This is a genomic window from Sphingomonas sp. AC411 (genome assembly GCF_979253035.1).
Genome location: NZ_CEEDAQ010000001.1, coordinates 2,081,962 through 2,104,122, shown reverse-complemented (window position 1 = coordinate 2,104,122; position 22,161 = coordinate 2,081,962). Strand labels below are relative to the sequence as shown.

Below are 22,161 nucleotides of genomic sequence, written 5' to 3'. Positions count from 1 at the left end.
AATCGCCCGCGCGCTGGTGACGAGCCCCGACGTGCTGCTCGCGGATGAGCCTACCGGCAACCTCGACAGCGAACGCTCGGTCGAGATCATGCAATTGCTCACGCGGCTGAACGCAGAGAAGAACATCACGGTTCTGATGGTCACCCACGAACCCGACATGGCCGCATTCGCCAGGACGGTGGTCCACTTCAAGGACGGCCTGGTAGAACGCATCGAAAGCCAGCACCGCCAGGGCGAAAGCGTGGAATCGTGAGCGCGCAGAGCAACGCATTCTCCTCCCGCTTGCGGAAGGGGTCAGGGGAGGGCGCGACGTACGTACTGGCGTCCGGTCGGTGGGGCGAACCCCTCCCCGACCCCTCCCGCAAGCGGGAGGGAGCAGCAGTGCGGCGCCCTCGATAGCGGAGCTGCCCGGTAATGTTCGGCACCACACTGTCCCTCGCGCTCCGCTCGATCCGCCGCCACCTCCTGCGGTCGTTCCTCACCATCCTCGGCATCGTCATCGGCGTCGGCGCGGTGGTGACGATGGTCACCCTCGGCAAGGCGACGACGGCCGCCGTTCAGCAGTCGATCTCCGCACTCGGCACCAACATCCTGCAAATCCGCCCCGGCCAAGGCTTCGGCCGCGGTGGCGGCGGGCCGCGTCCGCCCGACTTCAAGCCCGAGGACGTCGAGGCGATCGCCAACCAGATCGCCGGCGTCACCGCGGTCGCCCCGCAGGCGCAAGCCACCGCCACCGCGATCTACGAGGGCGCGAACTGGTCGACCACGATCAACGGCACCACTTCCGCCTATTTTCAGGTCCAGCCCTGGCCGCTCGCCGCAGGCCGCATCTTCTCGCCGGTCGAGGAAGCCGCTGGCAAGGCCGTCTGCATCATCGGCAACACCGTCCGTACCAACCTGTTCCGTGGCGGGGACGCGGTCGGCCTGCGGATGCGGATCGGCGCGATCAGCTGTGACGTGGTCGGCGTACTCTCCGCCCGCGGCCAAGCCGGGTTCGGCGGCGATCAGGACGACGTCGTCATCATGCCGATCAAGGCGGTCCAGCGCCGCTTCACCGGCAGCCGGGACATCCGCCTGATGCTCGTCGGCGTCGATCAGAAATTCTCGACCGCGACCGTCCAGGCCTCGATCACCGACCTGCTCCGCGAACGCCGGACGATCACCGCGGGCAAGGAAGACGACTTCAACATCTTCGATACGAAGCAGATTTCGGACACGCTGACCGGCACTACGACATTGCTCACAGGCATTGTCGCCGCGGTCGCCGGGATCAGCCTGGTGGTCGGCGGGATCGGCATCATGAACATCATGCTGGTGTCGGTGACCGAACGCACGCGCGAGATCGGTATCCGCCTCGCGATTGGCGCGGTCGCGCGCGAGGTGCTGATGCAGTTCCTCGTCGAGGCGATCGCGCTGTCGTGCCTCGGAGGCGTCGTCGGCCTCGTCATCGCGCAGCTCGCGATCGCGATCATCGCGCCGCTGATCAAGGTTCAGTGGCTGTTCGTGCCCGAAATCAACATCTTCGCCTTCGTCATCTCGGCAGTGATCGGCGTGGTGTTCGGCTATTTCCCGCACGCCGCGCCGCCGCGATGAACCCTATCGACGCGTTAAGGCACGAGTGATCGCCGCCTTGGGATCGTGGACCAGCGCCTGCAGCCGGTCCAGATCCTCGGGCGTGTCGATATCGATCAGCTCGGCCGGCGCGGTCACGACGTGCCGCCCCGCCTTCACCAAGTCGCGCGCGCCCGCATCGCCGTCCAGCGTCAGCAGGAAATCGAACCGATCGCGCCCGAACAGGGCAGGGGCTCGGCTTCTCGCCATCGCTCGACGCGACGACGGCACCGGCACTGTCGGCGGCATCGAGCATCCGGTAAATATGCGCCGCAGTCACGCGCGGCATGTCGGCCAGCGCGATCAGCACTGCCTGCGCCCCCTCGTCCTTCGCGCGCTGCACGCCCAACTTCACCGATTGTGACATGCCCGACGACGGGTCTTCGTTATGCACCACCTCGAAATGATGGCTGAGGAAGTCGAGCTTGCAGCCATCGGTGACCACCAGCCGTCGCTTGAACGGGATGTTCTCGAACGCCGTGACGACGTGCATCCCGAGCGGCTTATTGAGGAACGGCACCTCGAGCTTGTTGGGGATCCCGAACCGCTCCGAGCGGCCTGCGGCGAGCAGGATCAGGAAGACGTCTTCAGCGGCGATCATTGAACGCTCCTATCATCGCCGCCGCGACCGACAGCGCAATCTCCGACGGTCCGATCGCGCCAATGTCGAGCCCGACCGGCGCATCGATCCGGTCGATATTTTCGGCCGTAACGCCCTCCGCGGCAAGCCGCTCCGCCGCGCGGCGTGGCTCTTGCGGCTGCCGAGCGCACCGACATAGGCGGCATCGGACGCGAGCGCCGCGATCAGCGCGGGATCGTCGATCTTGATGTCGTGGCTCAGCGTCACGACCGCGGTCGACGGCCCCGGGCGATACGCGGCGATCGCCTCGTCCGGCCAGCGATCGTCGAGCGTCACGCCCGGAAACCGCTCATCGGTCAGGAAGCGCGCACGCGGATCGATCACCACCGTCTCGATCCCGAGTTCGCGCGCAAGCCCCGCCAACGCCTGCGCGATCTGCACTGCGCCGACGATCAGCAGACGGCGCGGCGGATCGTAGCGGTTGACGAACACCTCGCCCGTCTCCAGCGGCCGCGCGTCGCTATGCCCGGTCTCGAGATCGGTCGTCACCGTCAGCGCATCGCCGTGATCGCGCGCATCCGCGATCCGGTCGAACAGCTCGGGATCGAATCCTCCGCCGACACCGGCTGCACCATCACCGCGATCTCGCCGCCGCACGGCAGTCCGACTTCCCACGCCGCCGCATCCGCCACGCCGTAGTTGCGCACCTGGAACGGCGCGCCCGCGATCACCTCGGCGGCGGTGGCGAGGATATCGCTCTCGACGCAACCGCCGGAGACGGACCCTCGAACCGGCCATCGGCATGGACGAGCATATGGCTCCCCTTGGGTCGCGGCGCCGAGCCCCAGGTCGAGACGACCGTGGCGATCGCCATCTTCTCGCCCTTCCAGGTCTTCGCGGCGGCAATCACGCTATCGTTTTCGGCCATGTCTTCTCTTCCGTCATGCCGGGCTTGTTCCGGCATCCACGGTGCCGCAAACCCTCAGCGTTCGATGTGCGGTCCGGTGGACCCCGGAACAAGTCCGGGGTGGCGGAGTGGTTCCGTCAGACGGCCGGCAAACCCGCCAGCAGCTTGTCGAGCGTCACCGGAAAGTCGCGAACCCGAACCCCGTCGCGTTGTAGATCGCATTCGCTACCGCCGCGCCGGCGCCGGAGATCCCAAGTTCCCCAACGCCCTTCGCCCCGACCGGGTTCGCGGAGTCGTCGATCTCCTCGATGAAATGCACCTCCAGCTGCGGAATGTCGGCATTCACCGCGACATGATATTCGCCGAAATCGGGGTTCACGAACGCCCCGGTCCGCGTGTCGACGATGCCCTCTTCGCTGAGCGCATAGGCGATCCCCCACGCCATCCCGCCGGTGATCTGGCTCGTCGCGGTCTTGCGGTTGAGCACGCGCCCGACGTCGAACACGCCCAGCATCCGCCGCACGCGCGTCTCGCCCGTTACCGTATTCACCGCGACCTCGACGAAGTGCGCGCCGTGGCTGGCTTGGCTAGTGCGCTTGCTCTCGGCACCCGGCCCGGTCTTGCCCATCGCTACGATCGGCTCGCCGCGCACCAGATCGGCGAGCTTCACCGATCGCCCGCCCGCACTCACGCACCCATCGTGCAGGCTCAGATCCTCAGGCGCGGCATTCATGCGCAACGCCAGCGCGCCCAGGATATCCTCGCACGCCAGCACCACCGCAGAACACGCACTGCCAGCGCCGAACGACCCGCCCGACCCCGCGCTCGCAGGCAGGTCGCTGTCGCCGAGCCGCACGGTCACGTCCGCCACCGGCAACCCCAACATCTCGCCCGCCGTCTGCGCAAGGATGGTGTACGTCCCCGTGCCGATATCCGTCATGTCGCACTCGACCGTCGCGCGCCCGTCCGCCTCCAGCCGCACGCGCGCCTGCGCCTCGACCGTGAAGTTGCCGCGCAAGCTCGCCGCCATGCCGATCCCGACCAGCCATTCGCCATCGCGCACCGATCCCGGCGCCGGCAAGGTCTTAGGCCAGCCAAACCGCTCGGCGCCCTGCGTGTAGCAATCGAGCATTCGCCGCGTGGAGAACGGCTTGCCGCTCACCGGATCGGTCTCCGGCTCGTTGCGCCGCCGCAGTTCGATCGGATCGATCCCGAGATGCTCGGCCAGTTCGTCCATCGCACACTCGACCCCGAACGTGCCCACAGCCTCGCCCGGCGCACGGACAGCCCCGCTCGCGGGCAGGTCGACGCGCACCAGGTCGGTCTTGAACCGCCGCGCATCGCCCCGGTACAGCGGCAACGTCCCGAACGGCACCGGTTCGAGAAACTCGCCATCGTCGTTCTGCGCGACGACGCTCTCATGACCCATCCCCAAAATCACGCCGTGCTCGTCCGCGGCGATCCGGATCCGCTGCGTCGTGTGCGAGCGGTGATGGACCATATATGCAGTCTGGCGGCGGGGCAGGGCGATCTTCACCGGGCGCCCGACGACCTCCGCCGCGATCGCGGCCAAGATCGCCTCCGCGCCGACGCCGGTCTTCCCGCCGAACCCGCCGCCGACATAGGGGGCGAGCGCGCGAACCTTATCCGGATCGATCTTGAGCGCCTTGGCGATCGTCTTACGCGCGCCGCCGATCACCTGGTTGCTGGTACGGACCGTGAGCCTGTCGCCCTCCCAACACGCGGTGGTCGCATGCGGCTCCAGCGCGGCAGGGAAATGCACGGGCGTCGTGTAGGTCCGGTCGAGCGTCGCCGCCGCGTCCGCCATCACCGCGTCGAGATCGCCCTTGTCGACCGGCGGCAGGAAGCCGATCTCGGCCTTGGTATCGACCGGCTGCGCCTCGACGTCGAACCGATCCTCGCCCGCCTCGGTGCGAACCACGACCAGTGCCGCGGCATCGCGCGCGATCGCCTGATCCTCCGCAACGACGATCGCGACCGGCTGGCCGAGGTGAAGGATGACGTCGGTATCGAACTTCGGCATCGCGCGCGAATTGGACTCGCCGGCCGGCATGCGAGAGTCGCCATGAATGACCGCGATGACGCCCGGCAAAGCCTCGGCAGCAGAAACGTCGATACCGAGGACGCGCCCGCTACCAACCGGCGTACCCACGATCGCCGCATAGGCGATCCCGTCGGGCGTGCCCTCATACGCATAGTCCGCCACGCCGGTGACCTTCGCCGGCCCCTCGATCCGGTCGAGCCCAAGCCCCAGAACGCCCTGTTTCGCGCGGTCGAGACCACCCGGCCGAAACGCCGCATCCATCACGTGTTCGTTCATTCTGGAGTCCTCGGGTGGCGGGTGAGATATGGGAAGGGCGGGGGCATTTGACGAGGGCACCCCTCATCCGCCGCAACCACCCCGGCGAAGGCCGGAGCCCAATTGGGAGACCAAGGTAACGGAGGACAATTCTCCGTTATCAAAGCCTTCCCAATTGGGCCCCGGCCTCCGCCGGGGGGGTGATTATTCGAGCGGTGCCCCTACTTCAGGTCAGCCCTCAAACAGCCGGCAATTGATCCAGCAACTTGTCGAGCGTAATCGGGAACTCGCGCACCCGGATCCCCGTCGCATTGTACACCGCGTTCGCCACCGCAGCGCCCGCACCCGAGATCCCCAGCTCGCCGATCCCCTTCGCGTGGATCGGGTTCGCATGGATATCGCGTTCGTCGACGAAGTGGACATCCATCTGCGGAATGTCGGCGTTTGCCGGCACGTGATATTCGCCGAGATCGTGGTTCACCAGCTTGCCGGTCCGCGTGTCGTGGATCAGATCCTCGGTCAGCGCCGCGCCGATCCCGAACGTCATCCCGCCGAGGCACTGCGACCGCGCAGTTTTGGCGTTGAGCACACGCCCGGCCGCGAACGACCCCAGCATCCGCCGCACCCGCGTTTCGCCGGTGACGACGTTTACCGCGACCTCGGCGAAATGCGCACCGAACCCGGCCTGCGTCGTCTCCTTCTCCTGCTTGCCCGGCTTGACGTGCCCGGTAGCCTCGAGCCCCTTGCCGACCAGCTCGCCGATCGGCGTCGAGCGGTTGTCGCCGATCGCGTTGCCGTCCTTCAGCGTCACGCCGTCCTCGTTGACGCCCATCGCCTTGGCGATCTTCCCGCGCAGCATCTCGCACGCCAGATACACCGCCGTCCCCGAAGACGCCGCACCCCAGGACCCGCCCGAACCCGCCGCCGGAGGATCGTTGGTATCGCCCAGCGCCATCGTGATGTTCGCCACCGGAATCCCCAGGATCTCGGACGCGATCTGCGCCAGGATCGTGTAGCTGCCGGTGCCGATATCGGTCATCGCCGACGACACCGTCGCCGAGCCGTCCGGATGGATCTCGACCTTGGCAGACGATTCCATCAGCATGTTGCCGCGCACCGCACCGGCGACGCCCATGCCGATCAGCCACTCTCCTCGCGCCGCGTCCCGGCCTTCGTGCGCTTGTCCCAGCCGAACTTCTTTGCACCCTCGTCGAGCGCACGCGTCAGGTTGCGCGACGAATAGGGCACGTCCTTCTCGGGATCGATCGTCGGATCGTTGCGCTTGCGCAGCTCGATCGGATCCATGTTGAGCTTCTCGGCGAGCTCGTCCATCGCGCCTTCCAGCGCCAGCATCCCGACCGCTTCGCCAGGCGCGCGCATCGAGCCCGACACGACGAAGTTCACATCGACCAGCTCATGCGTGATCAGCCGGTTCTCGCCGCCGTACAGCATATGCGTGCCGATCCCCGCAGGCTCGAAATAATCCTCGGTCGACTGGTTCGACGCCAGCGTCTCGTGGCCGATCGCCGACAGCTTGCCGGACGCATCCGCCGCCAGCCGCACGCGCTGCTCGGTATTCGACCGCCGCACGGTCGCCTCGAACACCTGCGGACGCGACATCACCGCCTTGACCGGACGGCCGAGCTGCTTCGCCGCGATCGCCGCCGCGACGCTCTCGGGTGCGATGCCGAGCTTCGACCCGAACCCGCCACCGATATAGCGCGCGATGATCCGCACCTTCTTCTCGGACATCCCCAGCGACTTCGCGAGCTGCTGCGCATCCGAGGTCGGCATCTGGTACGCGCCGTACAGCGACAGCGAGCCGTCCTCCTCCCACACCGCGGTCGAGGCATGCGGCTCCATCGCCGCCGAATTCTGGCTCGGCGTGATGTAGGTGGAGTCGATCGTCACCGCCGCCTGGGCCATAGCCTTGTCGACGTCGCCCTGCTTGAAATGCGCGGGCGTCGCGTCGTCCGGCGGGGTCCGCGTCTCGTCGCGATGCGCGCCGAAGTCGTACTGGCCCTCGGCCTCGTCATATTCGATCGGCAGCCGCGCCGCGGCATCGCGCGCGACCTCGAAGCTCTCGGCCAGCACGATCGCGACGATCTGGCCGAAGAACGCGATGTCCTTCACGCCCTGCGTCGGTGCATCGGTCGCACCACCCTGCGCCGCGACGCGGATGAACCGGTCGAAGTCGGTGACGACGTCGATCACGCCGGGGATCGACTTGACCGCATCGACGTCGATCGAGACGACTTTCCCCGCCGAGATCTTCGTGCCGACCAGCACGCCATACGCCATGTTCGCGAACTGGTATTCCGCCGCATAGGTCGCCGTACCGGTAACCTTGAGCGGCCCGTCGATTCGGTCGAGCGGCTTGCCGATGACGCCCTGGACGCCCGTATCCAGAAGACTGTCCGGATGCGGCTTGTCCATCGTGAGGCTATTCGTAGTGCCAAGACCAAACATGCTCATGCTCCCGTAACGTTGCGCAGCGTCGCGATCAGCGTGCGACGGGCGAGGGGGATCTTGAAATCGTTCGAGCCATAGCCCTTGGCATCGGCGAGCAACGCCGTCGCCGCAGCCTCGAACACGGCATCGGACGGCGCCTTGCCGACCAGCGCCGCCTCGACCGCCGGATTGCGCCAAGGCATCGGCCCGAGCCCGCCGAACGCGAGCGAGGCCGACGCGATCACGCCGTCCTGCACATCGACGATCGCCGCCACCGAGACGAGCGCGAACGCATAGGATGCACGATCGCGCACCTTGCGATATTCCTGCTTGCCCTTGGGCGGCGCCGGCAGCTCGATGTGCGTGATCAACTCACCCGCTTCGAGCGCGTTTTCGATCTGCGGCGTATCGCCGGGCAGGCGATAGAAGTCGTGGATCGAGATCCGCCGACGATCGCCATCCGCCTTCAGCGTCACGATCGTCGCGTCGAGCGCGCGCATCGCCACCGCCATGTCGCTCGGATGCGTCGCGATGCAATGCTCACTCGTCCCCAGCACGGCCAGGATGCGGTTGAAGCCGCCGATCGCCGAACAGCCGCTGCCCGGCTCACGCTTGTTGCACGCGGCGGCCGTGTCGTAGAAATAATAGCAGCGCGTCCGCTGGAGCAGATTGCCCCTGGTCGACGCCTTGTTGCGCAACTGCCCCGAGGCACCGGCGAGCAACGCCCGGCTCAGCACCTCGTACTTGGCGACGACGCGGCGGTCGGCGGCGAGATCGCTGTTCGGCACCAGCGCACCGATCGTCAGCCCGCCATCCTCGCGCTCTTCGATCTTCGCGAGACCGAGCCGCGAGATGTCGACCAACTTGTCCGGCGTCTCGACCTGCAACTTCATCAGATCGAGCAAGTTGGTACCGCCCGCGATGAACTTCGCGCCGCTGGTATCGATATCCTTGACCGCAGCCTCGGGCGTAGCGGGCTTCTCGTACGTGAAGGTCTTCATGCCACCAGCTCCCCGCGCGCGTTAGCTTCCATCGCGGCATCCTTCTCGTCCGCGGTCCGGCCTGCGGGCTCGGCCCCACCGACTTCGCGGATCGCATCGACGATGTTCGGGTACGCGGCGCAGCGGCACAGATTGCCGCTCATCCGCTCGGAAATCTCGGCATCGTCGAACTTCGGATCGGTCAGGTCGCCCGACGCATGGCTGGCCCAGCCCTTCTTGACCTCGTCGAGCATGCCGACCGCCGAACAGATCTGCCCCGGTGTGCAATACCCGCACTGATACCCGTCATGCCGCACGAACGCGTCCTGCAACGCGTGCAGGTTGCCCGGCTGGCCGATCCCCTCGATCGTCGTGATCTCGTCGTCCTGATGCATGACAGCGAGCGTCAGGCAGGAATTGACGCGACGTCCGTTGATCAGCACCGTGCAAGCCCTGCACTGGCCATGATCGCAGCCCTTCTTCGAGCCCGTCAGCCCGAGATGCTCGCGGCAAAGGTCGAGTACCGACGTACGAATATCGGGCTCGGCGTCATATGATTGACCATTGATCGTGAAATGCATGGCGGTGCCCCTGGTTGAATGTGCCGGGAATGTTCGGATTTCGAGGACTCAACGCCGATGCGCTCAATCGTTTCCTATTGCGACAGGCTCTCATACATAGTTGCGCTGGCACTGGCGGCGACGAGCGGGCAAGCTGCCGCGATGACGCCAGCTTCTCCCCGATTGTCGCCCCCGATCGTCATAGCGCACCGCGGCGCGAGCGGGCTCCGACCCGAGCACACGTTGGCGGCCTATTCGCTCGCGATCGACCAGGGCGCGGACTTCATCGAGCCCGATCTGGTGCCGACCAAGGACGACGTCCTCGTCGCGCGGCACGAGAACAACATCGCAGAAACGACCAACGTCGCCGACCATCCCGAGTTCGCTAGCCGCAAAACCACCAAGACGATCGACGGCCAGACGATGACCGGCTGGTTCGTCGAGGATTTCACGCTCGCCGAACTGAAGACGCTGCGCGCGAAGGAACGCTTGCCCAAGCTCCGCCCCACTAACACCGCGTATGACGGCCAGTTCCAGATCCCGACGCTCGCCGAGATCATCGCGCTGGCCAAGCGCCGTACCACCGAGACGGGCCGGACGATCGGCATCTATCCCGAGACCAAGCACCCGACCTATTTCGCGAAGATCGGCCACCCGACCGACGCGAAACTGGTCGCCGAACTGCGCGAGGCGGGCTGGGATTCGGCGAAGGCGCCGGTCTTCATCCAGTCGTTCGAGGTCGCCAACCTCCAGCGCCTTCATAAGATGACGAAGGTCCGCCTGATCCAGCTGATGGCCGGGGAGGGCGCCCCGGCCGATGGCGCGCAGCCGAGCTATGCGGCGATGATCACGCCGGCCGGGCTCAAGGCGATCGCGGCCTATGCGTACGGGATCGGCCCCGACAAGGCGATGCTCTGGACCGACGCGACCCCAACGCCGCTGGTCGCCGACGCGCACGCCGCCGGCCTGCGCGTCCACCCTGGACCTACCGCGCGGAAAACTACTTCGAACCGACCCGCTTCCGCCGCGGCCCCGACCCCGCCGCGCACGGCGACATCGCCGCCGAGATCGACGCAGGACTTGCCCAAGGTATCGACGGTTTCTTCACCGATTTTCCGCTATACGGGTCCCAAGCGCGCGACCGAGTCCGGGAACTGCACGCGCAGGAGTGAAGTAAATGCGTAGATATCTTCCCGTGCTGGCGCTGCTGCCGTTCCTCGTAAGTGGCTGCATCAGCACCGCAACCTCGATTGTGAAGGCGCCGTTCCAGGTCGCCGGCAAGGCGGTCGACTGGACCACCACCAGCCAGGAAGAATCGGACCGCAACTACGGCAAGAAGATGCGCAAGCAGGAAGCCGAAGAGGGCAAGCAGCGCAAGGAACTCGCCAAACGCTGCAACAAGGACCCCCAGCGCTCCGAATGCACCCAATACCAGGGCTACCGCGCAGGAAACTGAGCGGCCCGGCGCGCCGTCCTCCCGCACTACCACCCCGTCCCCTCCACGACCACCCCGGCGCAGGCCGGGGCCCAGCTGGGTGACGTCGCCACCGACGGACTGCGCGCGGTTACCGCTGTTTCCCATTGGGCCCCGGCCTGCGCCGGGGTGGTGGCCCGAACAAATGCTCCGTCTGCCTCCTTGTTCTCCCGCGAAGGCGGGAGCCCAGTCTGGACTCCCGCCTTCGCGGGAGAACAATCTAGCGGGCAGGACAGCGACTAAAACCACTTCATCACCGTAACCGGAAACGGCGTCCACCACCCAACCCGAACCCCCGCAAACCGCAGCGCATCCCCCGTCCACCCATTACACGTCCGAACCGCACTATACCGCCCGTTAGCCTCGTAAAACGCATCATACCCCGCATACCCTCGATACCGCGCACCCCCATCGCGAAAGCTCGCCCGGATATACGCCGCCAACCGCCGATACTGCGCCGGCGTGACAACGATCTCCCGAGCCCCATCCCCTGACGCGGCCTCGGCAAATGATCGACATGCATCAACGTACGCGTGCTACCGAACGCCGCGCCGACCACGGTGCGCAGCTTCACGTCCGCCCAGGTCGGCGTCTCCAGATAGAACGCCTTCTCCCCCACCCGAACGAAACATGGTCGAACGCGCCATAACGTGGGTCACGCAGATCCTCCGCCCGAGCCACCCCGCGCCAGTCCACCCCGGCCGCCACCTTCGGCACGATGATCCCGGTATGCACGCCGTTGCTCTCGACGAAGATATGCACGCCCTCGGCGGGCGCCCGCCAATCGCGATTGCTCGGGATCGACCCACCGATCAGCCCCGCCACCGCATAGCTCGCAACCAGCCCCAAAACTGTCGCGACCGCCCATAAAATCCACCGCATCCAGCGCGTTTCCGTCTTCATGCCGTCATGCTAGACCAGCCGCATGGCCAATGACACGCACGTACTGAGCACCCCGCCCGAAGGCGCCCCCGACTGGACGATCCCGCAGAACTGGGCGGCCTACACGGCGGAGGATCACGCGACCTGGGACACGCTGTTCGCACGCCAGTCGAAGCTGCTCCCCGGCCGCGCCTCGAACGCCTGGCTGCGCGGCCTCGACGTGCTGAAGCTGTCGAAGCCCGGCATTCCCGATTTCGAGGAACTCTCGGAACGCCTCATGAAGCTCACCGGCTGGTCGGTCGTCGCGGTGCCCGGCCTCGTCCCCGACGACGTGTTCTTCGACCACATGGCCAACCGGCGCTTCGTCGCCGGCAACTTCATCCGCCGCCCCGACCAGCTCGATTACCTCCAGGAACCCGACGTCTTCCACGACGTGTTCGGCCACGTCCCGATGCTGGCGGATCCGGTCTTCGCCGACTACCTCGCCGCCTACGGCCGCGGCGGCCAGCGCGCTTTGGGTTTGGACGCGCTGAAATATCTGGGAAGGCTCTACTGGTACACGGTCGAGTTCGGCCTGATCGCCGAACCCGAAGGCCTGCGCATCTACGGCTCGGGCATCGTCTCCAGCTTCGCCGAAACCCGCTTCGCGCTCGACGACCCGAGCCCCAACCGCATCGCGCTCGATCTCGCCCGGGTAATGCGGACCGAGTACCGGATCGACGATTTCCAGCAGAACTATTTCGTCATCCCGAGCTTCGACGAGTTGCTGCGGCTGACGGTAGAGACGGACTTCGCACCGCTGTACGAGGAACTGAAGGCGCTGCCGGATATTCCGGTCGCGCGGGTCGAGCCGGGTGATGTCGTGCTGACGGCGGGTACGCAGGACTACGCGAACGCGAAAGTGGCCGCCGAAACCGCATAGGCGTCCCCCGAGAGGCTACCACCCCGGCGAAGGCCGGGGCCCAATTGGAATGGCGGACCGGTCTATCTCGAAGGTTCGCCCAATTGGGCCCCGGCCTCCGCCGGGGTGGTGCCGGAAGTGGGTGAGGGCAACCTTTGCGAACATCCTTCTGGGGGGCATGGCTCCCTCAGATATCCAAAGCCCACCCATCACGCCCCTTAGGATCGAACGGCCCCTCCGCCACGAACCGCACCGCCCCAGCCTTCAACCGAAGCACACTCCAATCCCCCTGCCGGTCGACCGCCTCCAGCGAACACCCGCAAGCCTCATACGCCGCCACGACCCCGGCCCGCTGAGTCTCCAGCAACCCCGCCAGCACGACAGTCGCCCCGACATCCGAAATCGAAGCGATCTCCGGCGCCATCGACACCAGCGGCCCCGCCAGAATATTCGCGATCACCAGATCATACGGTGCCCGCGCCACGATCGCATCGTTCAGCGTCCCGTCCGCGACAACCAGATCGATCCCCTCGACCCCATTCAGCTCAGCATTCTCAGCCGTAACATCGATCGAGACCGGATCGATATCCGTCCCCATCACTGCCGCGTCAGGCCAGAGATGCGCCGCCGCGAACGCGAGCAAACCCGTCCCCGTCCCGATATCGATCACGTTCGCAAACGAAGCATCCGCCAACCCATCAAGCATAGCCAGACACCCGCTGGTCGTCTCATGATGCCCCGTCCCGAACGCCCTGCTAGCCTCGATCAGAAAAGCCCGCTTGTCCGCCGGCACCGCCCCCGAATGCGCGCCCGTATGCACAAAGAACCGCCCGACCGACAAAGGCTCCAGCCCGGCCTGGCTCATCGTCACCCAGTCCGCATCGCCCAGCTGCTCGACCGCGATTGTCGCCCCCGCCGCACTCGGCACCAGCGCGCGCACCGCGGCCACCGTATCGGCATCGGGCTCCTGCTCGAAATACGCATCGAGCCGCCACGATTCGACGTCGTCCTCGATCTCCTCGGTCGTCATCAGGACGGCGTCGCCCGGAATCTCGTCACCGAGATCGTCACTCGCATCGATCGCCTCGGCCTCCGCCCGCGTGCAGGGGAGGGTGAGCTTCCAACTATCGGACATAGCTCGCCCCATTCACGTCGATCACCGACCCCGTCATCGAAGCCGGCGCCTCGAGCGCGCAATAGCGTGCGACCGACGCGACCTCCGCCGGATCGGCAACCTTGCCGAGCGGAATATCCGCCAGCAGCGCATCGCCCCCGCGGCTCGCCAGATAATCTTCCGCCATCCCGGTCATCGTGAACCCCGGGCACACCGCAAACGCCAGAATCCCCTCGCGAGCATAGCCCCGGGCGATCGTCTTGGTCATCGCCACCATCCCCGCCTTCGACGCGGCATAATGCCAGTGCGCCGGCGAATCCCCGCGATACGCCGCGCGGCTGGCGATATTGACGATCCGCCCGCCGAATCCCCGAGCCTGCCAGTGCAACACCGCCAACCGGCAAAGCTCGGCCGACGCGGTCAGGTTGATCCGCATCGTCCGCTCCCACTGCGCGGTCCAGTCGTCGTCGGCGAGCGGCGATGCCTCGAACACCCCGCATTATTGATCAGCACATCGATCGCGCCATCAGCCTGCTCCAGCGCCGCGTTCCACAACGCAGTGGCCGCCGCAGGATCGCTAAAGTCTGCAGGGATGCCGCTGGCGGTCCCATGCCCAATGACGGAGACGCCCGCGTCGGTCAGCGCCGCATGAATAGCCGCGCCGATACCGCGACTGGAGCCGGTAAGAAGAATGGTCATGCCTCAGCTCTAGCGCCGCAGGCTATGGCCGTCACCTGAGCTCAAGTGAGAAATGGGTTCGCGCAGAGGCGCAGAGGACGCAGAGGGCGGGCGCGTCGGGGCGAGGGCGTGCCAATACGGCAATTCTGAGGAACCTGCGGTTCTGCTACACTCTCTGCGTCCTCTGCGCCTCTGCGCGAAAAAGCTTTTCGCACGCCCTCCAGATTAAAGGACGCCCCCTCAAGCCACGCTAGCCGAGAACCCGTCCGCCGCCCCGCGCAACACACCAAGCTGGTCGTCGACGTCACCGAACGCGTGGCCCAGCTGGTCGATTTCCGCCGCCACCGCCTCGGTATTCGCCCAGAATCGTCGCGATCGTCATAGACATCGAGTCCGCCGCCAGCGCCGTCTCGTCGACCGCAGCGGTGATCGCGCTGACGGTGCGCGCCTGCGCCTCCATCGCGTGGCGGATGCGGTCGGCGCTGTGCTGCACCTCGGTCACCGTCGCCTTGATCCCCGCATTGGTCGCGACCGTCGCCGCGGTCGCCGACTGGATCGCGGCGATCTTGGCGGCAATGTCGTCGGTCGCCCGCGCGGTCTGGCTGGCGAGCGATTTGACCTCCTGCGCCACCACCGCAAAGCCGCGCCCGGCATCGCCCGCCCGCGCCGCCTCGATCGTCGCGTTCAGCGCGAGCAGGTTGGTCTGCCCGGCGATGCTGCGGATCAGCCCGAGGATCGATTCGATCGATCTGGCATGCTCGCTCAGCGCCTCGGACACGCCAACTGCCTCGCCGGTCTGCGTGCAGGCACGGTCGGCGATGGCAGCCGCCGCCTCGACCTCGGTGCGCGCATCCTCGATCGCGCGGATAAGCCCGGCGGTGGTCTGCGCCGCCTCGCGCATCGCCACTGCGGACTGCTCCGCCGCCGCCGCGACTTCGCTCGCCTTGCACAACATGCTGCGGGTCGAGGCCGATGCCCCCGCCGCCTGCACCCGGATCCGTGCCCCCAGCGCAGCGGTGTGCTCGATCGACGCCGCAATGCTGCCCTGGAACTCGGTCGCGCGGGTCTGACGTTCGACCCGCGCCGCCTCGGCATCGCTCGCGCCGAGATGCGACGCCATGATGTCCGCCTCGATCAGCGCCAGCCGCTGCACCACGTCGCTCAGCGTCCGCATCGCCGACATGTCCGCACCCAGCCGGTCGGCAATCAGGTTCAGGGTGACGCTGTGCGCAAACGCCAGCGACGAGAGCAGCGCGGGCAGGGGATGCCCGAGCGATGCGAATCCTCCGCATGGCTGATCGCCATCGCCTTCCAGGCATCGTCGGTGGGCGCGCTATATTGCAGCCGGACATAGTTGCCGCTCGCCGTGATCCGCTGTTCGAGCAGGCCGGGTGTGAAATGACGCCGGATATGCTGCGCCGATTCCAGCGACAGATAATGCCGCCAGAAGGTTTCGGCGATCTTGCGGTGATCTTCGGGTTCGAGCAGCGCGCTGAGCGTGGCACAGGCCGGCTCGATCAGCCCGTCCCAGTCATAGTCACGAACGCGTTCGCGCAGCGGCCGTTGGTCGCCGCCCCAGTTTCGGGCCGGTGCGCGCGCCCTCCCGTGTCCGTTCGGAACCGGCAGGCTGCCCCCCGTCTTGGACGGGTGGGCTGGAAATCCTCTCCTGATGCTCGATCATCGCCCCTCCTGAGGGTCCGTTATGCAGCGACCTTCGCGACGAAATCGCCTGCGCTGTTCTTGAGGTTGCCCAGCCGTGTATCCAGTACGTCGAAGCCGCGGCCGACGCCGTCGATCTCGGTCGCGACCGTCTCTGTATCCTCGCGGATCGCGGCGATCGTGGTCGACATCGAATCCGCCGCCAGCGCGGTCTCGTCGACCGCCGCGGTGATCGCGGTCACCGTCTGCGCCTGTGCTTCCATCGCATAGCGGATCCGGTCGGCGCTTTCCTGCACCTCGGCCACGGTCGCCTTGATCGAGGCGTTGGTATCGACGGTCGAGCGTGTCGCCGACTGGATCGCGGCGATCTTCGCGGCGATATCGTCGGTCGCCCGCGCGGTTTGGTTGGCGAGGCTCTTCACCTCCTGCGCAACCACCGCGAAGCCGCGCCCGGCATCGCCCGCGCGCGCCGCTTCGATCGTCGCGTTCAGCGCGAGCAGGTTGGTCTGTCCGGCAATGTCGCGGATCAGCCCCAGGATCGATCTCGATCGACTTCGCATGATCGCTCAGCGTCTCGGACATGCCGACCGCCTGGCCTGCCTGCGCGGACGCACGGTTGGCGATCTCGGCGGCCGCCTCGACTTCGGTGCGCGCATCCTCGATCGCGCGGATCAGGCCGGCGGCGGTCTGTGCCGCCTCGCGCATCGCCACCGCGGATTGCTCGGCGGCGGCGGCGACTTCGCTTGCCTTGCCCAGCACCGCGCGCGTCGACGCCGAGCTGCGCAACGCCTGTTCGCGGAGCATGTGGCCCTCGTCGGTCGCGGTCTCGACCATCGCCGCGATCCCGTCACGGAACTCCGCCGCCAGCGTATCGCGCGCGACCCGCGCCGAATGCGTGCTGTACGAATTGTAGATCGCGACCGTGATCTCGCCTTCCAGCGCGGACAGCCGCATCAGCGTATCGATATAGACCGGCAGCTTGGCATCCGACCGGTCGACCCGCCGCATCAGCACCTCCAGCGCAGCACGGTCGCTCGCGCTGATCATCGACAGCAGGGCCATCGGCGACACACCGGCGACATAGGCCGCCGCGACGGATCGCTCGACCGACTCGATCCAGGCGCGCCCGCTCGTATCGAGGAAGCGATTGCGCAGGAACGTGCAGCCGACCTCGATCATCTGCTCGGTCTCGTGCGGTGCCCAGATCCGCTCGTCGGAGAAACAGCGCAGCCACTGCTCCCAATACGCCTTCGAGACATGTGTGATCTCGGGAGCCAGCGCCGCCCAGACTTCGCGGCTCGCGTTGCTCAGCGTCCCGTCGAAGTCGAAAACCCGCAGCCGTGCCGCGAGGTCGATAGAGGCCGCAATCGCGCCGGGAACCGGCAGGTCGGTGGTGGTCAAGACGATGGACTCCGGATCGGGTATGCGCATCCGGCGCTACAGCGTATGTCTTAAGGCCGGGTTAGGGATCGGTCGCACCGCGGCCTCCGCGCAAAATCATTTCGCATCCGTCCCGTCCGGTAATTCCGTCCGGCATCGTGGCTCCGGCAGCAGCACGGTTCGCGGTGTCATGGGTTATCGCACCGCGCCCAATGGGTTGCATCGCAGCACGCGGTGGCTAATAGGTCGCCCGATCTATATATTGTGAACCAAGATAATTTTGGTTCGTCATCTTCTGGTTCGAGGACTCCGCCCTTGGCATCGCGCAACCCGGCACGCCCGCTTTCTCCCCATCTGCAGGTCTATAAATGGGGCCCGCACATGCTGGTCTCGATCCTGCACCGCGCGACCGGCAGCGGGATGGCGACAGTCGGCAGCCTGCTGCTCGTCTGGTGGCTCGCCGCGATCGCCGCGGGCGATCAGGCCTATGCGACCTTCGTCGACGTGTTCACCACCGACACGGGCGGCCTCAACATCCTCGGCTACATCGTCGCGGTCGGCCTGACGCTGTCGCTGTTCCAGCACATGATGACCGGCATCCGCCACATGGTGCTCGATATCGGCGCCGGCTACGAACTGAAGCGGAACAAGATGGGCGCGCTCGCGACGATGGTCGCCTCGGTCGCGCTGACGATCGTGTTCTGGCTCTACATGGGGATCAAGTAATGGGTAGCGGTACGGCAATCGGTCGCGTCCGCGGCCTGGGCAGCGCCAAACACGGCGCGCATCACTGGTGGCAGCAGCGTTTGACGGCGGGCTCGAACCTGTTCCTCATGCTGTGGCTGATGATCTCGGTCGCGCGGATGCCCGGCTATGATTACGCCGCGGTCCACCTGTGGTTGCAGTCCGCCTGGGTCGCGGTGCCGATGGCATTGCTGATCTTCTCGGTATTCTATCACTTCCGTCTCGGTCTTCAGGTCGTGATCGAGGATTACCAGCACGGCGAGAGCCGTGTCGTGACGATGATCCTCCTCAACCTGTTCACCTTGACGCTGGGCGGCATCGCCCTGTTCGCGATCTTGAAGGTCGCCTTCTCCGGAGCTCCTGCGTAATGTCAGCTGCCTACAAGATCATCGATCATACCTATGATGCGGTCGTCGTCGGTGCCGGCGGCTCCGGCCTGCGCGCCACGATGGGCATCGCCGAGAGCGGGCTGAAGACCGCGTGCATCACCAAGGTCTTCCCGACCCGTTCGCACACGGTTGCAGCGCAGGGCGGCATCGCCGCCTCGCTCGGCAACAACTCGCCGGATCACTGGACCTGGCACATGTTCGACACCGTCAAGGGGTCCGACTGGCTCGGCGACCAGGACGCGATCGAGTATCTCTGCCGCGAAGCCCCGCAGGCGGTGTACGAGCTCGAACATGCCGGCATGCCGTTCAGCCGTAACGAGAACGGCACGATCTATCAGCGTCCGTTCGGCGGCCACATGCAGAACATGGGTGAGGGGCCCCCGGTCCAGCGCACCGCTGCCGCCGCCGACCGCACCGGACACGCGATGCTCCACGCGCTGTATCAGCAGAGCCTGAAGTACAACACGGACTTCTTCGTCGAGTATTTCGCGCTCGACCTGATCATGGAAAACGGCGTCTGCCGCGGCGTCATCGCGCTGTGCATGGAAGACGGCTCGATCCACCGCTTCCGCAGCCACCAGACGGTGCTCGCCACCGGCGGCTACGGTCGCGTCTATTTCTCGGCGACCTCGGCGCATACCTGCACCGGCGACGGCAACGCGATGGTGCTCCGCGCCGGCTTGCCGCTCCAGGACATGGAGTTCGTCCAGTTCCACCCGACCGGCATCTACGGCGCGGGCGTGCTGATCACCGAGGGCGCACGCGGTGAGGGCGGTTACCTGACCAACTCCGAGGGCGAGCGCTTCATGGAGCGCTATGCCCCGTCGGCGAAGGACCTCGCCTCGCGCGACGTTGTCAGCCGCTCGATGGCGCTCGAAATGCGCGAAGGCCGCGGCGTCGGCAAGAACGGCGACCACATCTTCCTCCACCTCGATCACATCGATCCGAAGGTGCTCGCCGAGCGCCTGCCCGGCATCACCGAGACCGGGAAAGTCTTCGCCGGCGTCGATCTCACGCGCCAGCCGCTGCCCGTCACGCCGACGGTGCATTACAACATGGGTGGCATCCCGACCAACTTCCACGGCGAAGTCGTCAACCTCGTCGACGGCAACCCCGACGCGGTCGTCCCCGGCCTGTTCGCGGTCGGTGAAGCGGCCTGCGTGTCGGTCCACGGCGCCAACCGCCTCGGCTCGAACAGCCTGATCGATCTCGTGGTGTTCGGCCGCGCGACTGGCCTGCGCATCAAGGACACGCTCAAGCCAGGCACGAGCCACGCCCCGCTGCCCAAGGGTTCCGAGGAACTGGCGCTCACCCGTCTCGACACGTTCCGCAACGCGTCGGGCGGTTCGCCCACCGCGCAGATCCGTCTCGACATGCAGCAGACCATGCAGAAGCATTGCGCGGTGTTCCGCGACACCGAGCTGCTGAACCAGGGCGTCGAGAAGATGGCTGGGATCTACAACCGGATGACCGACGTCGCCGTGAAGGATCGCAGCATGATCTGGAACACCGATCTGGTCGAGACGATGGAGCTCGACAATTTGATCGGCCAGGCGGTGGTGACGATGAACTCGGCCGCCAACCGCACCGAGTCGCGCGGCGCGCACATGCACGAGGATTTCCCCGAGCGCGACGACGCGAACTGGATGAAGCACACCATCACCACCTTCGACGGCTGGGGCGGCAAGGGCGGCGAGACCAAGATCGATTTCCGCCCGGTCCACGACTACACGCTCACCGACGACATCGACTACATCAAGCCCAAGAAGCGGGTTTACTGATGATCTGGGCCATCATCGCGATCGGGTTCCTGGTGCCCGTCGCGGTGGGGCTCCTGACGCGCTTCCAACCGATGATCGCCGGCTTCCTGTGGCCGGCGGCCGTCGCCATCCTGACCGCGATCTACGTCTACGGCATAGAAACCCGAGGCATAGGCGAAGAGCCCCAAAAGATAGCAATAACCTTCTACGCGCTCTTCTCGCTAGTGGGCGGAGTCCCCGGCGGCCTCGTAGGCTGGATCCTCCAGCACAAGCGCACAAACCGGGAAGCGTAAAGCCACCCAAACCCACGGGTCCCCCCTCCCTGAAAGGGAGGGGCCGAGTGGGTCGGCCGGCTCGAGCCACGACGGTTCGAATATGTGGAACCCGACCCACCCCCAACCCCTCCCTTCCAGGGAGGGGCGAAGAGGGTTCCGCGATCCCCGACCGCCGCGCCTAAACCGCGAACATCTCCCCCAACACATCCAGCACCGCGCGGAGCGTCTGCGCATCGATCCGCCCCAACCGCTTGATCAACCACCCCGGTCGATCGTCCGCATCTGATCCGGCAGCACCAACCCGCTCGTCCCCTTGAACGTCACCGCCACCCGAAACGGCGCCGGATGGCTCCCCGTCGTCAACGGCGCGACGATCGCCGTCCGCAGATGATCGTTCATCTCGTCGGGCGAAACGACAAGGCACGGCCGCGTCTTCTGGATCTCGCTCCCGACCGTCGGATCGAGCGCCGCCAGCCAGATCTCACCCCGCTTCACGCGCCGCTCACCACGTCAGTGTCGCGTCGTCGGCAACGCCGACGCCGAGCCATTCCTGCTCTTCGCCGGTTGCAGCAAGTCCGGCGGCAGCGTCGGCCCAACCGTCCCGCGCGACCTGCTCGGCCGGTGTCGCGATCAGCTTGCCGTCCTCGACGCGCAGATCCATCGCCGCGCCGGTAGTGACGCCGATCGCCCCCAGGATCGACCGCGGCACGATCATCCCGGTTGAATTACCCATCTTCCGCAATGACGTCCGCATCGTAAATTTCCTTCTCCCGCACCGATACCATCAGTAGCGCGTGCTTACAAAGTTATAACGATATCCCGAATATGCTGATATGCCGCAACCCAACCGGAACCCACTCCCCCGCAAAAGTTAGCCGCGGCATGACCGACACATCCCCCGCCTCGAACGCCCGCAACTACCCACTGCTGGCCGCCCCCACGTCCACCTCCACGGCCCCGTCGACGACGCGATGTACGATACCTTCAAGTCGCAGCTCGTCGCGGCCCCCACCGAAGGCCCGCTCGTCGTCTCGATCACCACGCTCGGCGGTGACCCCGAAGTCGCCCGCGCGATGGGCGACAACATCCGCCTGCTCCGCGAATACACCGACCGCGAGACGCTCTTCCTCGGCAAGGTCGCGGTCTATTCCGCCGGTGCGACGTTCATGTCCGCCTTCCCGGTCGACAGCCGTTTCCTGACGCGCGGCAGCCGCATCATGATCCACGAGCGCCAGATGCAGAGCACGATCGAGCTCAACGGCCCGCTCAACACGCTGTCCTACGCGCTCAAGGCCAAGCTCCACGAGATCGAGGACTCGATCAACATCCAGGAGGAGGGCTTCCGCGCGATCGTCGAGGGTTCGAAGGTATCGCTGGATGAGCTGAAGAAGAAGGCCCCCTCGAACTGGTACATCGAGGCCGAAGAGGCGCGCGACCTCGGCCTCATCCTCGATATCATCTGAGCAGGCCACGAATGGCGGCGCGGCGCAGCGGGT

18 protein-coding genes and 7 pseudogenes are annotated in these 22,161 nt (G+C 66.3%); 10 read left to right on the top strand and 15 right to left on the bottom strand.

Features of this window, described 5'->3' with window-relative positions:
* Window positions 1-16: 16 nt before the first annotated feature.
* Both AC0IX7_RS10860 and AC0IX7_RS10855 read left to right on the top strand, forming a co-directional pair.
* The gene (locus AC0IX7_RS10860; RefSeq protein WP_471813990.1) at window positions 17-253 is read left to right on the top strand and encodes a hypothetical protein; all 237 of its coding nucleotides are present in this window, start codon (window positions 17-19) and stop codon (window positions 251-253) included.
* Between the two features lie 161 nt (window positions 254-414).
* Window positions 415-1,622 (top strand): annotated as a pseudogene (locus AC0IX7_RS10855) (ABC transporter permease).
* Here AC0IX7_RS10855 and AC0IX7_RS10850 read toward each other — a convergent pair.
* The 7 genes and pseudogenes from AC0IX7_RS10850 to AC0IX7_RS10820 form a co-directional block, all read right to left on the bottom strand.
* Window positions 1,597-1,860, bottom strand: coding sequence for a hypothetical protein (locus AC0IX7_RS10850; RefSeq protein ID WP_471813988.1), 264 nt, complete (start codon window positions 1,858-1,860; stop codon window positions 1,597-1,599). The pseudogene AC0IX7_RS10855 and the gene AC0IX7_RS10850 overlap by 26 nt on opposite strands.
* A pseudogene (locus AC0IX7_RS10845) lies at window positions 1,838-2,212 on the bottom strand (NTP transferase domain-containing protein); the annotation flags it as partial. The gene AC0IX7_RS10850 and the pseudogene AC0IX7_RS10845, both read right to left, overlap by 23 nt.
* A pseudogene (locus tag AC0IX7_RS10840) lies at window positions 2,199-3,119 on the bottom strand (XdhC family protein). The pseudogenes AC0IX7_RS10840 and AC0IX7_RS10845, both read right to left, overlap by 14 nt.
* A gap of 154 nt (window positions 3,120-3,273) precedes the next feature.
* Window positions 3,274-5,439 carry a molybdopterin cofactor-binding domain-containing protein gene (locus AC0IX7_RS10835; RefSeq protein WP_471811857.1) on the bottom strand — a complete coding sequence of 722 codons (2,166 nt, stop codon included), beginning with the start codon at window positions 5,437-5,439 and terminating at the stop codon, window positions 3,274-3,276.
* A gap of 217 nt (window positions 5,440-5,656) precedes the next feature.
* Window positions 5,657-7,893: pseudogene (locus tag AC0IX7_RS10830) on the bottom strand (xanthine dehydrogenase family protein molybdopterin-binding subunit).
* Window positions 7,890-8,870 (bottom strand): FAD binding domain-containing protein, encoded by a 981-nt coding sequence (locus AC0IX7_RS10825; protein ID WP_471811855.1) that lies wholly within the window; start codon window positions 8,868-8,870, stop codon window positions 7,890-7,892. Before AC0IX7_RS10825 ends, AC0IX7_RS10830 begins: the two are co-directional and overlap by 4 nt.
* On the bottom strand, window positions 8,867-9,430 hold the full coding sequence (locus AC0IX7_RS10820; RefSeq protein WP_471811853.1) for a 2Fe-2S iron-sulfur cluster-binding protein: 564 nt from the start codon (window positions 9,428-9,430) through the stop codon (window positions 8,867-8,869). Before AC0IX7_RS10820 ends, AC0IX7_RS10825 begins: the two co-directional genes overlap by 4 nt.
* A gap of 141 nt (window positions 9,431-9,571) precedes the next feature.
* Here AC0IX7_RS10820 and AC0IX7_RS10815 point away from each other — a divergent pair.
* Together AC0IX7_RS10815 and AC0IX7_RS10810 are read left to right on the top strand one after the other, a co-directional pair.
* Window positions 9,572-10,581: pseudogene (locus tag AC0IX7_RS10815) on the top strand (glycerophosphodiester phosphodiesterase).
* A gap of 5 nt (window positions 10,582-10,586) precedes the next feature.
* Window positions 10,587-10,865: a hypothetical protein gene (locus AC0IX7_RS10810; protein WP_471811851.1), complete on the top strand. Its 279-nt coding sequence runs from the start codon at window positions 10,587-10,589 to the stop codon at window positions 10,863-10,865.
* Window positions 10,866-11,122: 257 nt separating this feature from the next.
* Here AC0IX7_RS10810 and AC0IX7_RS10805 read toward each other — a convergent pair whose 3' ends face one another.
* Both AC0IX7_RS10805 and AC0IX7_RS10800 read right to left on the bottom strand, forming a co-directional pair.
* The gene (locus AC0IX7_RS10805; RefSeq protein ID WP_471811850.1) at window positions 11,123-11,326 is read right to left on the bottom strand and encodes a DUF2459 domain-containing protein; all 204 of its coding nucleotides are present in this window, start codon (window positions 11,324-11,326) and stop codon (window positions 11,123-11,125) included.
* 127 nt (window positions 11,327-11,453) lie between these two features.
* Window positions 11,454-11,786, bottom strand: coding sequence for a hypothetical protein (locus tag AC0IX7_RS10800; RefSeq protein ID WP_471811849.1), 333 nt, complete (start codon window positions 11,784-11,786; stop codon window positions 11,454-11,456).
* A 22-nt stretch (window positions 11,787-11,808) separates the two neighbouring features.
* On the opposite strand from AC0IX7_RS10800, the gene phhA reads away from it, so the two are divergent.
* Window positions 11,809-12,687: a phenylalanine 4-monooxygenase gene (gene phhA, locus AC0IX7_RS10795; protein WP_471811847.1), complete on the top strand. Its 879-nt coding sequence runs from the start codon at window positions 11,809-11,811 to the stop codon at window positions 12,685-12,687.
* Window positions 12,688-12,853: 166 nt separating this feature from the next.
* Here the strand turns inward: phhA and AC0IX7_RS10790 are convergent, their stop codons facing one another.
* The 4 genes and pseudogenes from AC0IX7_RS10790 to AC0IX7_RS10775 form a co-directional block, all read right to left on the bottom strand.
* The gene (locus AC0IX7_RS10790; protein ID WP_471811845.1) at window positions 12,854-13,801 is read right to left on the bottom strand and encodes a 50S ribosomal protein L11 methyltransferase; all 948 of its coding nucleotides are present in this window, start codon (window positions 13,799-13,801) and stop codon (window positions 12,854-12,856) included.
* A pseudogene (locus AC0IX7_RS10785) lies at window positions 13,791-14,479 on the bottom strand (SDR family NAD(P)-dependent oxidoreductase). The gene AC0IX7_RS10790 and the pseudogene AC0IX7_RS10785 overlap by 11 nt, the downstream one beginning before the upstream one ends.
* 283 nt (window positions 14,480-14,762) lie before the next feature.
* Complete coding sequence (locus tag AC0IX7_RS10780) at window positions 14,763-15,641, bottom strand: methyl-accepting chemotaxis protein (RefSeq protein ID WP_471811844.1); 879 nt, start codon at window positions 15,639-15,641, stop codon at window positions 14,763-14,765.
* Between the two features lie 517 nt (window positions 15,642-16,158).
* Window positions 16,159-17,503, bottom strand: a pseudogene (locus tag AC0IX7_RS10775) (methyl-accepting chemotaxis protein).
* 309 nt (window positions 17,504-17,812) lie between these two features.
* Here AC0IX7_RS10775 and sdhC point away from each other — a divergent pair.
* From sdhC to AC0IX7_RS10755, 4 genes are read left to right on the top strand one after another with little or no spacing between them, the layout of a single operon-like run.
* A complete protein-coding gene (gene sdhC / locus AC0IX7_RS10770; protein ID WP_332746625.1) occupies window positions 17,813-18,223 on the top strand; it encodes a succinate dehydrogenase, cytochrome b556 subunit in 411 nt (136 codons plus the stop codon).
* Window positions 18,223-18,609, top strand: coding sequence for a succinate dehydrogenase, hydrophobic membrane anchor protein (gene sdhD / locus AC0IX7_RS10765; protein WP_471811842.1), 387 nt, complete (start codon window positions 18,223-18,225; stop codon window positions 18,607-18,609). Before sdhC ends, sdhD begins: the two co-directional genes overlap by 1 nt.
* The gene (gene sdhA / locus AC0IX7_RS10760) at window positions 18,609-20,411 is read left to right on the top strand and encodes a succinate dehydrogenase flavoprotein subunit (protein ID WP_471811840.1); all 1,803 of its coding nucleotides are present in this window, start codon (window positions 18,609-18,611) and stop codon (window positions 20,409-20,411) included. Before sdhD ends, sdhA begins: the two co-directional genes overlap by 1 nt.
* The gene (locus AC0IX7_RS10755; protein ID WP_471811838.1) at window positions 20,411-20,683 is read left to right on the top strand and encodes a hypothetical protein; all 273 of its coding nucleotides are present in this window, start codon (window positions 20,411-20,413) and stop codon (window positions 20,681-20,683) included. The genes sdhA and AC0IX7_RS10755 overlap by 1 nt, the downstream gene beginning before the upstream one ends.
* Window positions 20,684-20,920: 237 nt before the next feature.
* On the opposite strand, the gene AC0IX7_RS10750 is transcribed toward AC0IX7_RS10755, so the two are convergent.
* Together AC0IX7_RS10750 and AC0IX7_RS10745 are read right to left on the bottom strand one after the other, a co-directional pair.
* Window positions 20,921-21,160, bottom strand: a complete 240-nt coding sequence (locus AC0IX7_RS10750; protein WP_471811837.1) for a type II toxin-antitoxin system PemK/MazF family toxin — start codon at window positions 21,158-21,160, stop codon at window positions 20,921-20,923.
* A 7-nt stretch (window positions 21,161-21,167) separates the two neighbouring features.
* A complete protein-coding gene (locus tag AC0IX7_RS10745; protein WP_471811835.1) occupies window positions 21,168-21,419 on the bottom strand; it encodes an AbrB/MazE/SpoVT family DNA-binding domain-containing protein in 252 nt (83 codons plus the stop codon).
* A 217-nt stretch (window positions 21,420-21,636) separates the two neighbouring features.
* Here AC0IX7_RS10745 and AC0IX7_RS10740 point away from each other — a divergent pair, with 217 nt between their 5' ends.
* Window positions 21,637-22,128: an ATP-dependent Clp protease proteolytic subunit gene (locus AC0IX7_RS10740; protein WP_471811833.1), complete on the top strand. Its 492-nt coding sequence runs from the start codon at window positions 21,637-21,639 to the stop codon at window positions 22,126-22,128.
* Window positions 22,129-22,161 lie beyond the last annotated feature (33 nt).

What these genes read in the sequence shown, in the direction of transcription:
- AC0IX7_RS10835 (WP_471811857.1), bottom strand. Translation starts at nt 5,439, where the DNA reads ATGAACGAACACGTGATGGATGCGGCGTTTCGGCCGGGTGGTCTCGAC.
- AC0IX7_RS10850 (WP_471813988.1), bottom strand. Translation starts at nt 1,860, where the DNA reads ATGCCGCCGACAGTGCCGGTGCCGTCGTCGCGTCGAGCGATGGCGAGA.
- AC0IX7_RS10810 (WP_471811851.1), top strand. Translation starts at nt 10,587, where the DNA reads ATGCGTAGATATCTTCCCGTGCTGGCGCTGCTGCCGTTCCTCGTAAGT.
- AC0IX7_RS10755 (WP_471811838.1), top strand. Translation starts at nt 20,411, where the DNA reads ATGATCTGGGCCATCATCGCGATCGGGTTCCTGGTGCCCGTCGCGGTG.
- AC0IX7_RS10740 (WP_471811833.1), top strand. Translation starts at nt 21,637, where the DNA reads ATGTACGATACCTTCAAGTCGCAGCTCGTCGCGGCCCCCACCGAAGGC.
- phhA (WP_471811847.1), top strand. Translation starts at nt 11,809, where the DNA reads ATGGCCAATGACACGCACGTACTGAGCACCCCGCCCGAAGGCGCCCCC.
- AC0IX7_RS10745 (WP_471811835.1), bottom strand. Translation starts at nt 21,419, where the DNA reads ATGCGGACGTCATTGCGGAAGATGGGTAATTCAACCGGGATGATCGTG.
- AC0IX7_RS10780 (WP_471811844.1), bottom strand. Translation starts at nt 15,641, where the DNA reads ATGTCGGCGATGCGGACGCTGAGCGACGTGGTGCAGCGGCTGGCGCTG.
- AC0IX7_RS10790 (WP_471811845.1), bottom strand. Translation starts at nt 13,801, where the DNA reads ATGTCCGATAGTTGGAAGCTCACCCTCCCCTGCACGCGGGCGGAGGCC.
- AC0IX7_RS10820 (WP_471811853.1), bottom strand. Translation starts at nt 9,430, where the DNA reads ATGCATTTCACGATCAATGGTCAATCATATGACGCCGAGCCCGATATT.
- AC0IX7_RS10800 (WP_471811849.1), bottom strand. Translation starts at nt 11,786, where the DNA reads ATGAAGACGGAAACGCGCTGGATGCGGTGGATTTTATGGGCGGTCGCG.
- sdhD (WP_471811842.1), top strand. Translation starts at nt 18,223, where the DNA reads ATGGGTAGCGGTACGGCAATCGGTCGCGTCCGCGGCCTGGGCAGCGCC.
- sdhA (WP_471811840.1), top strand. Translation starts at nt 18,609, where the DNA reads ATGTCAGCTGCCTACAAGATCATCGATCATACCTATGATGCGGTCGTC.
- AC0IX7_RS10825 (WP_471811855.1), bottom strand. Translation starts at nt 8,870, where the DNA reads ATGAAGACCTTCACGTACGAGAAGCCCGCTACGCCCGAGGCTGCGGTC.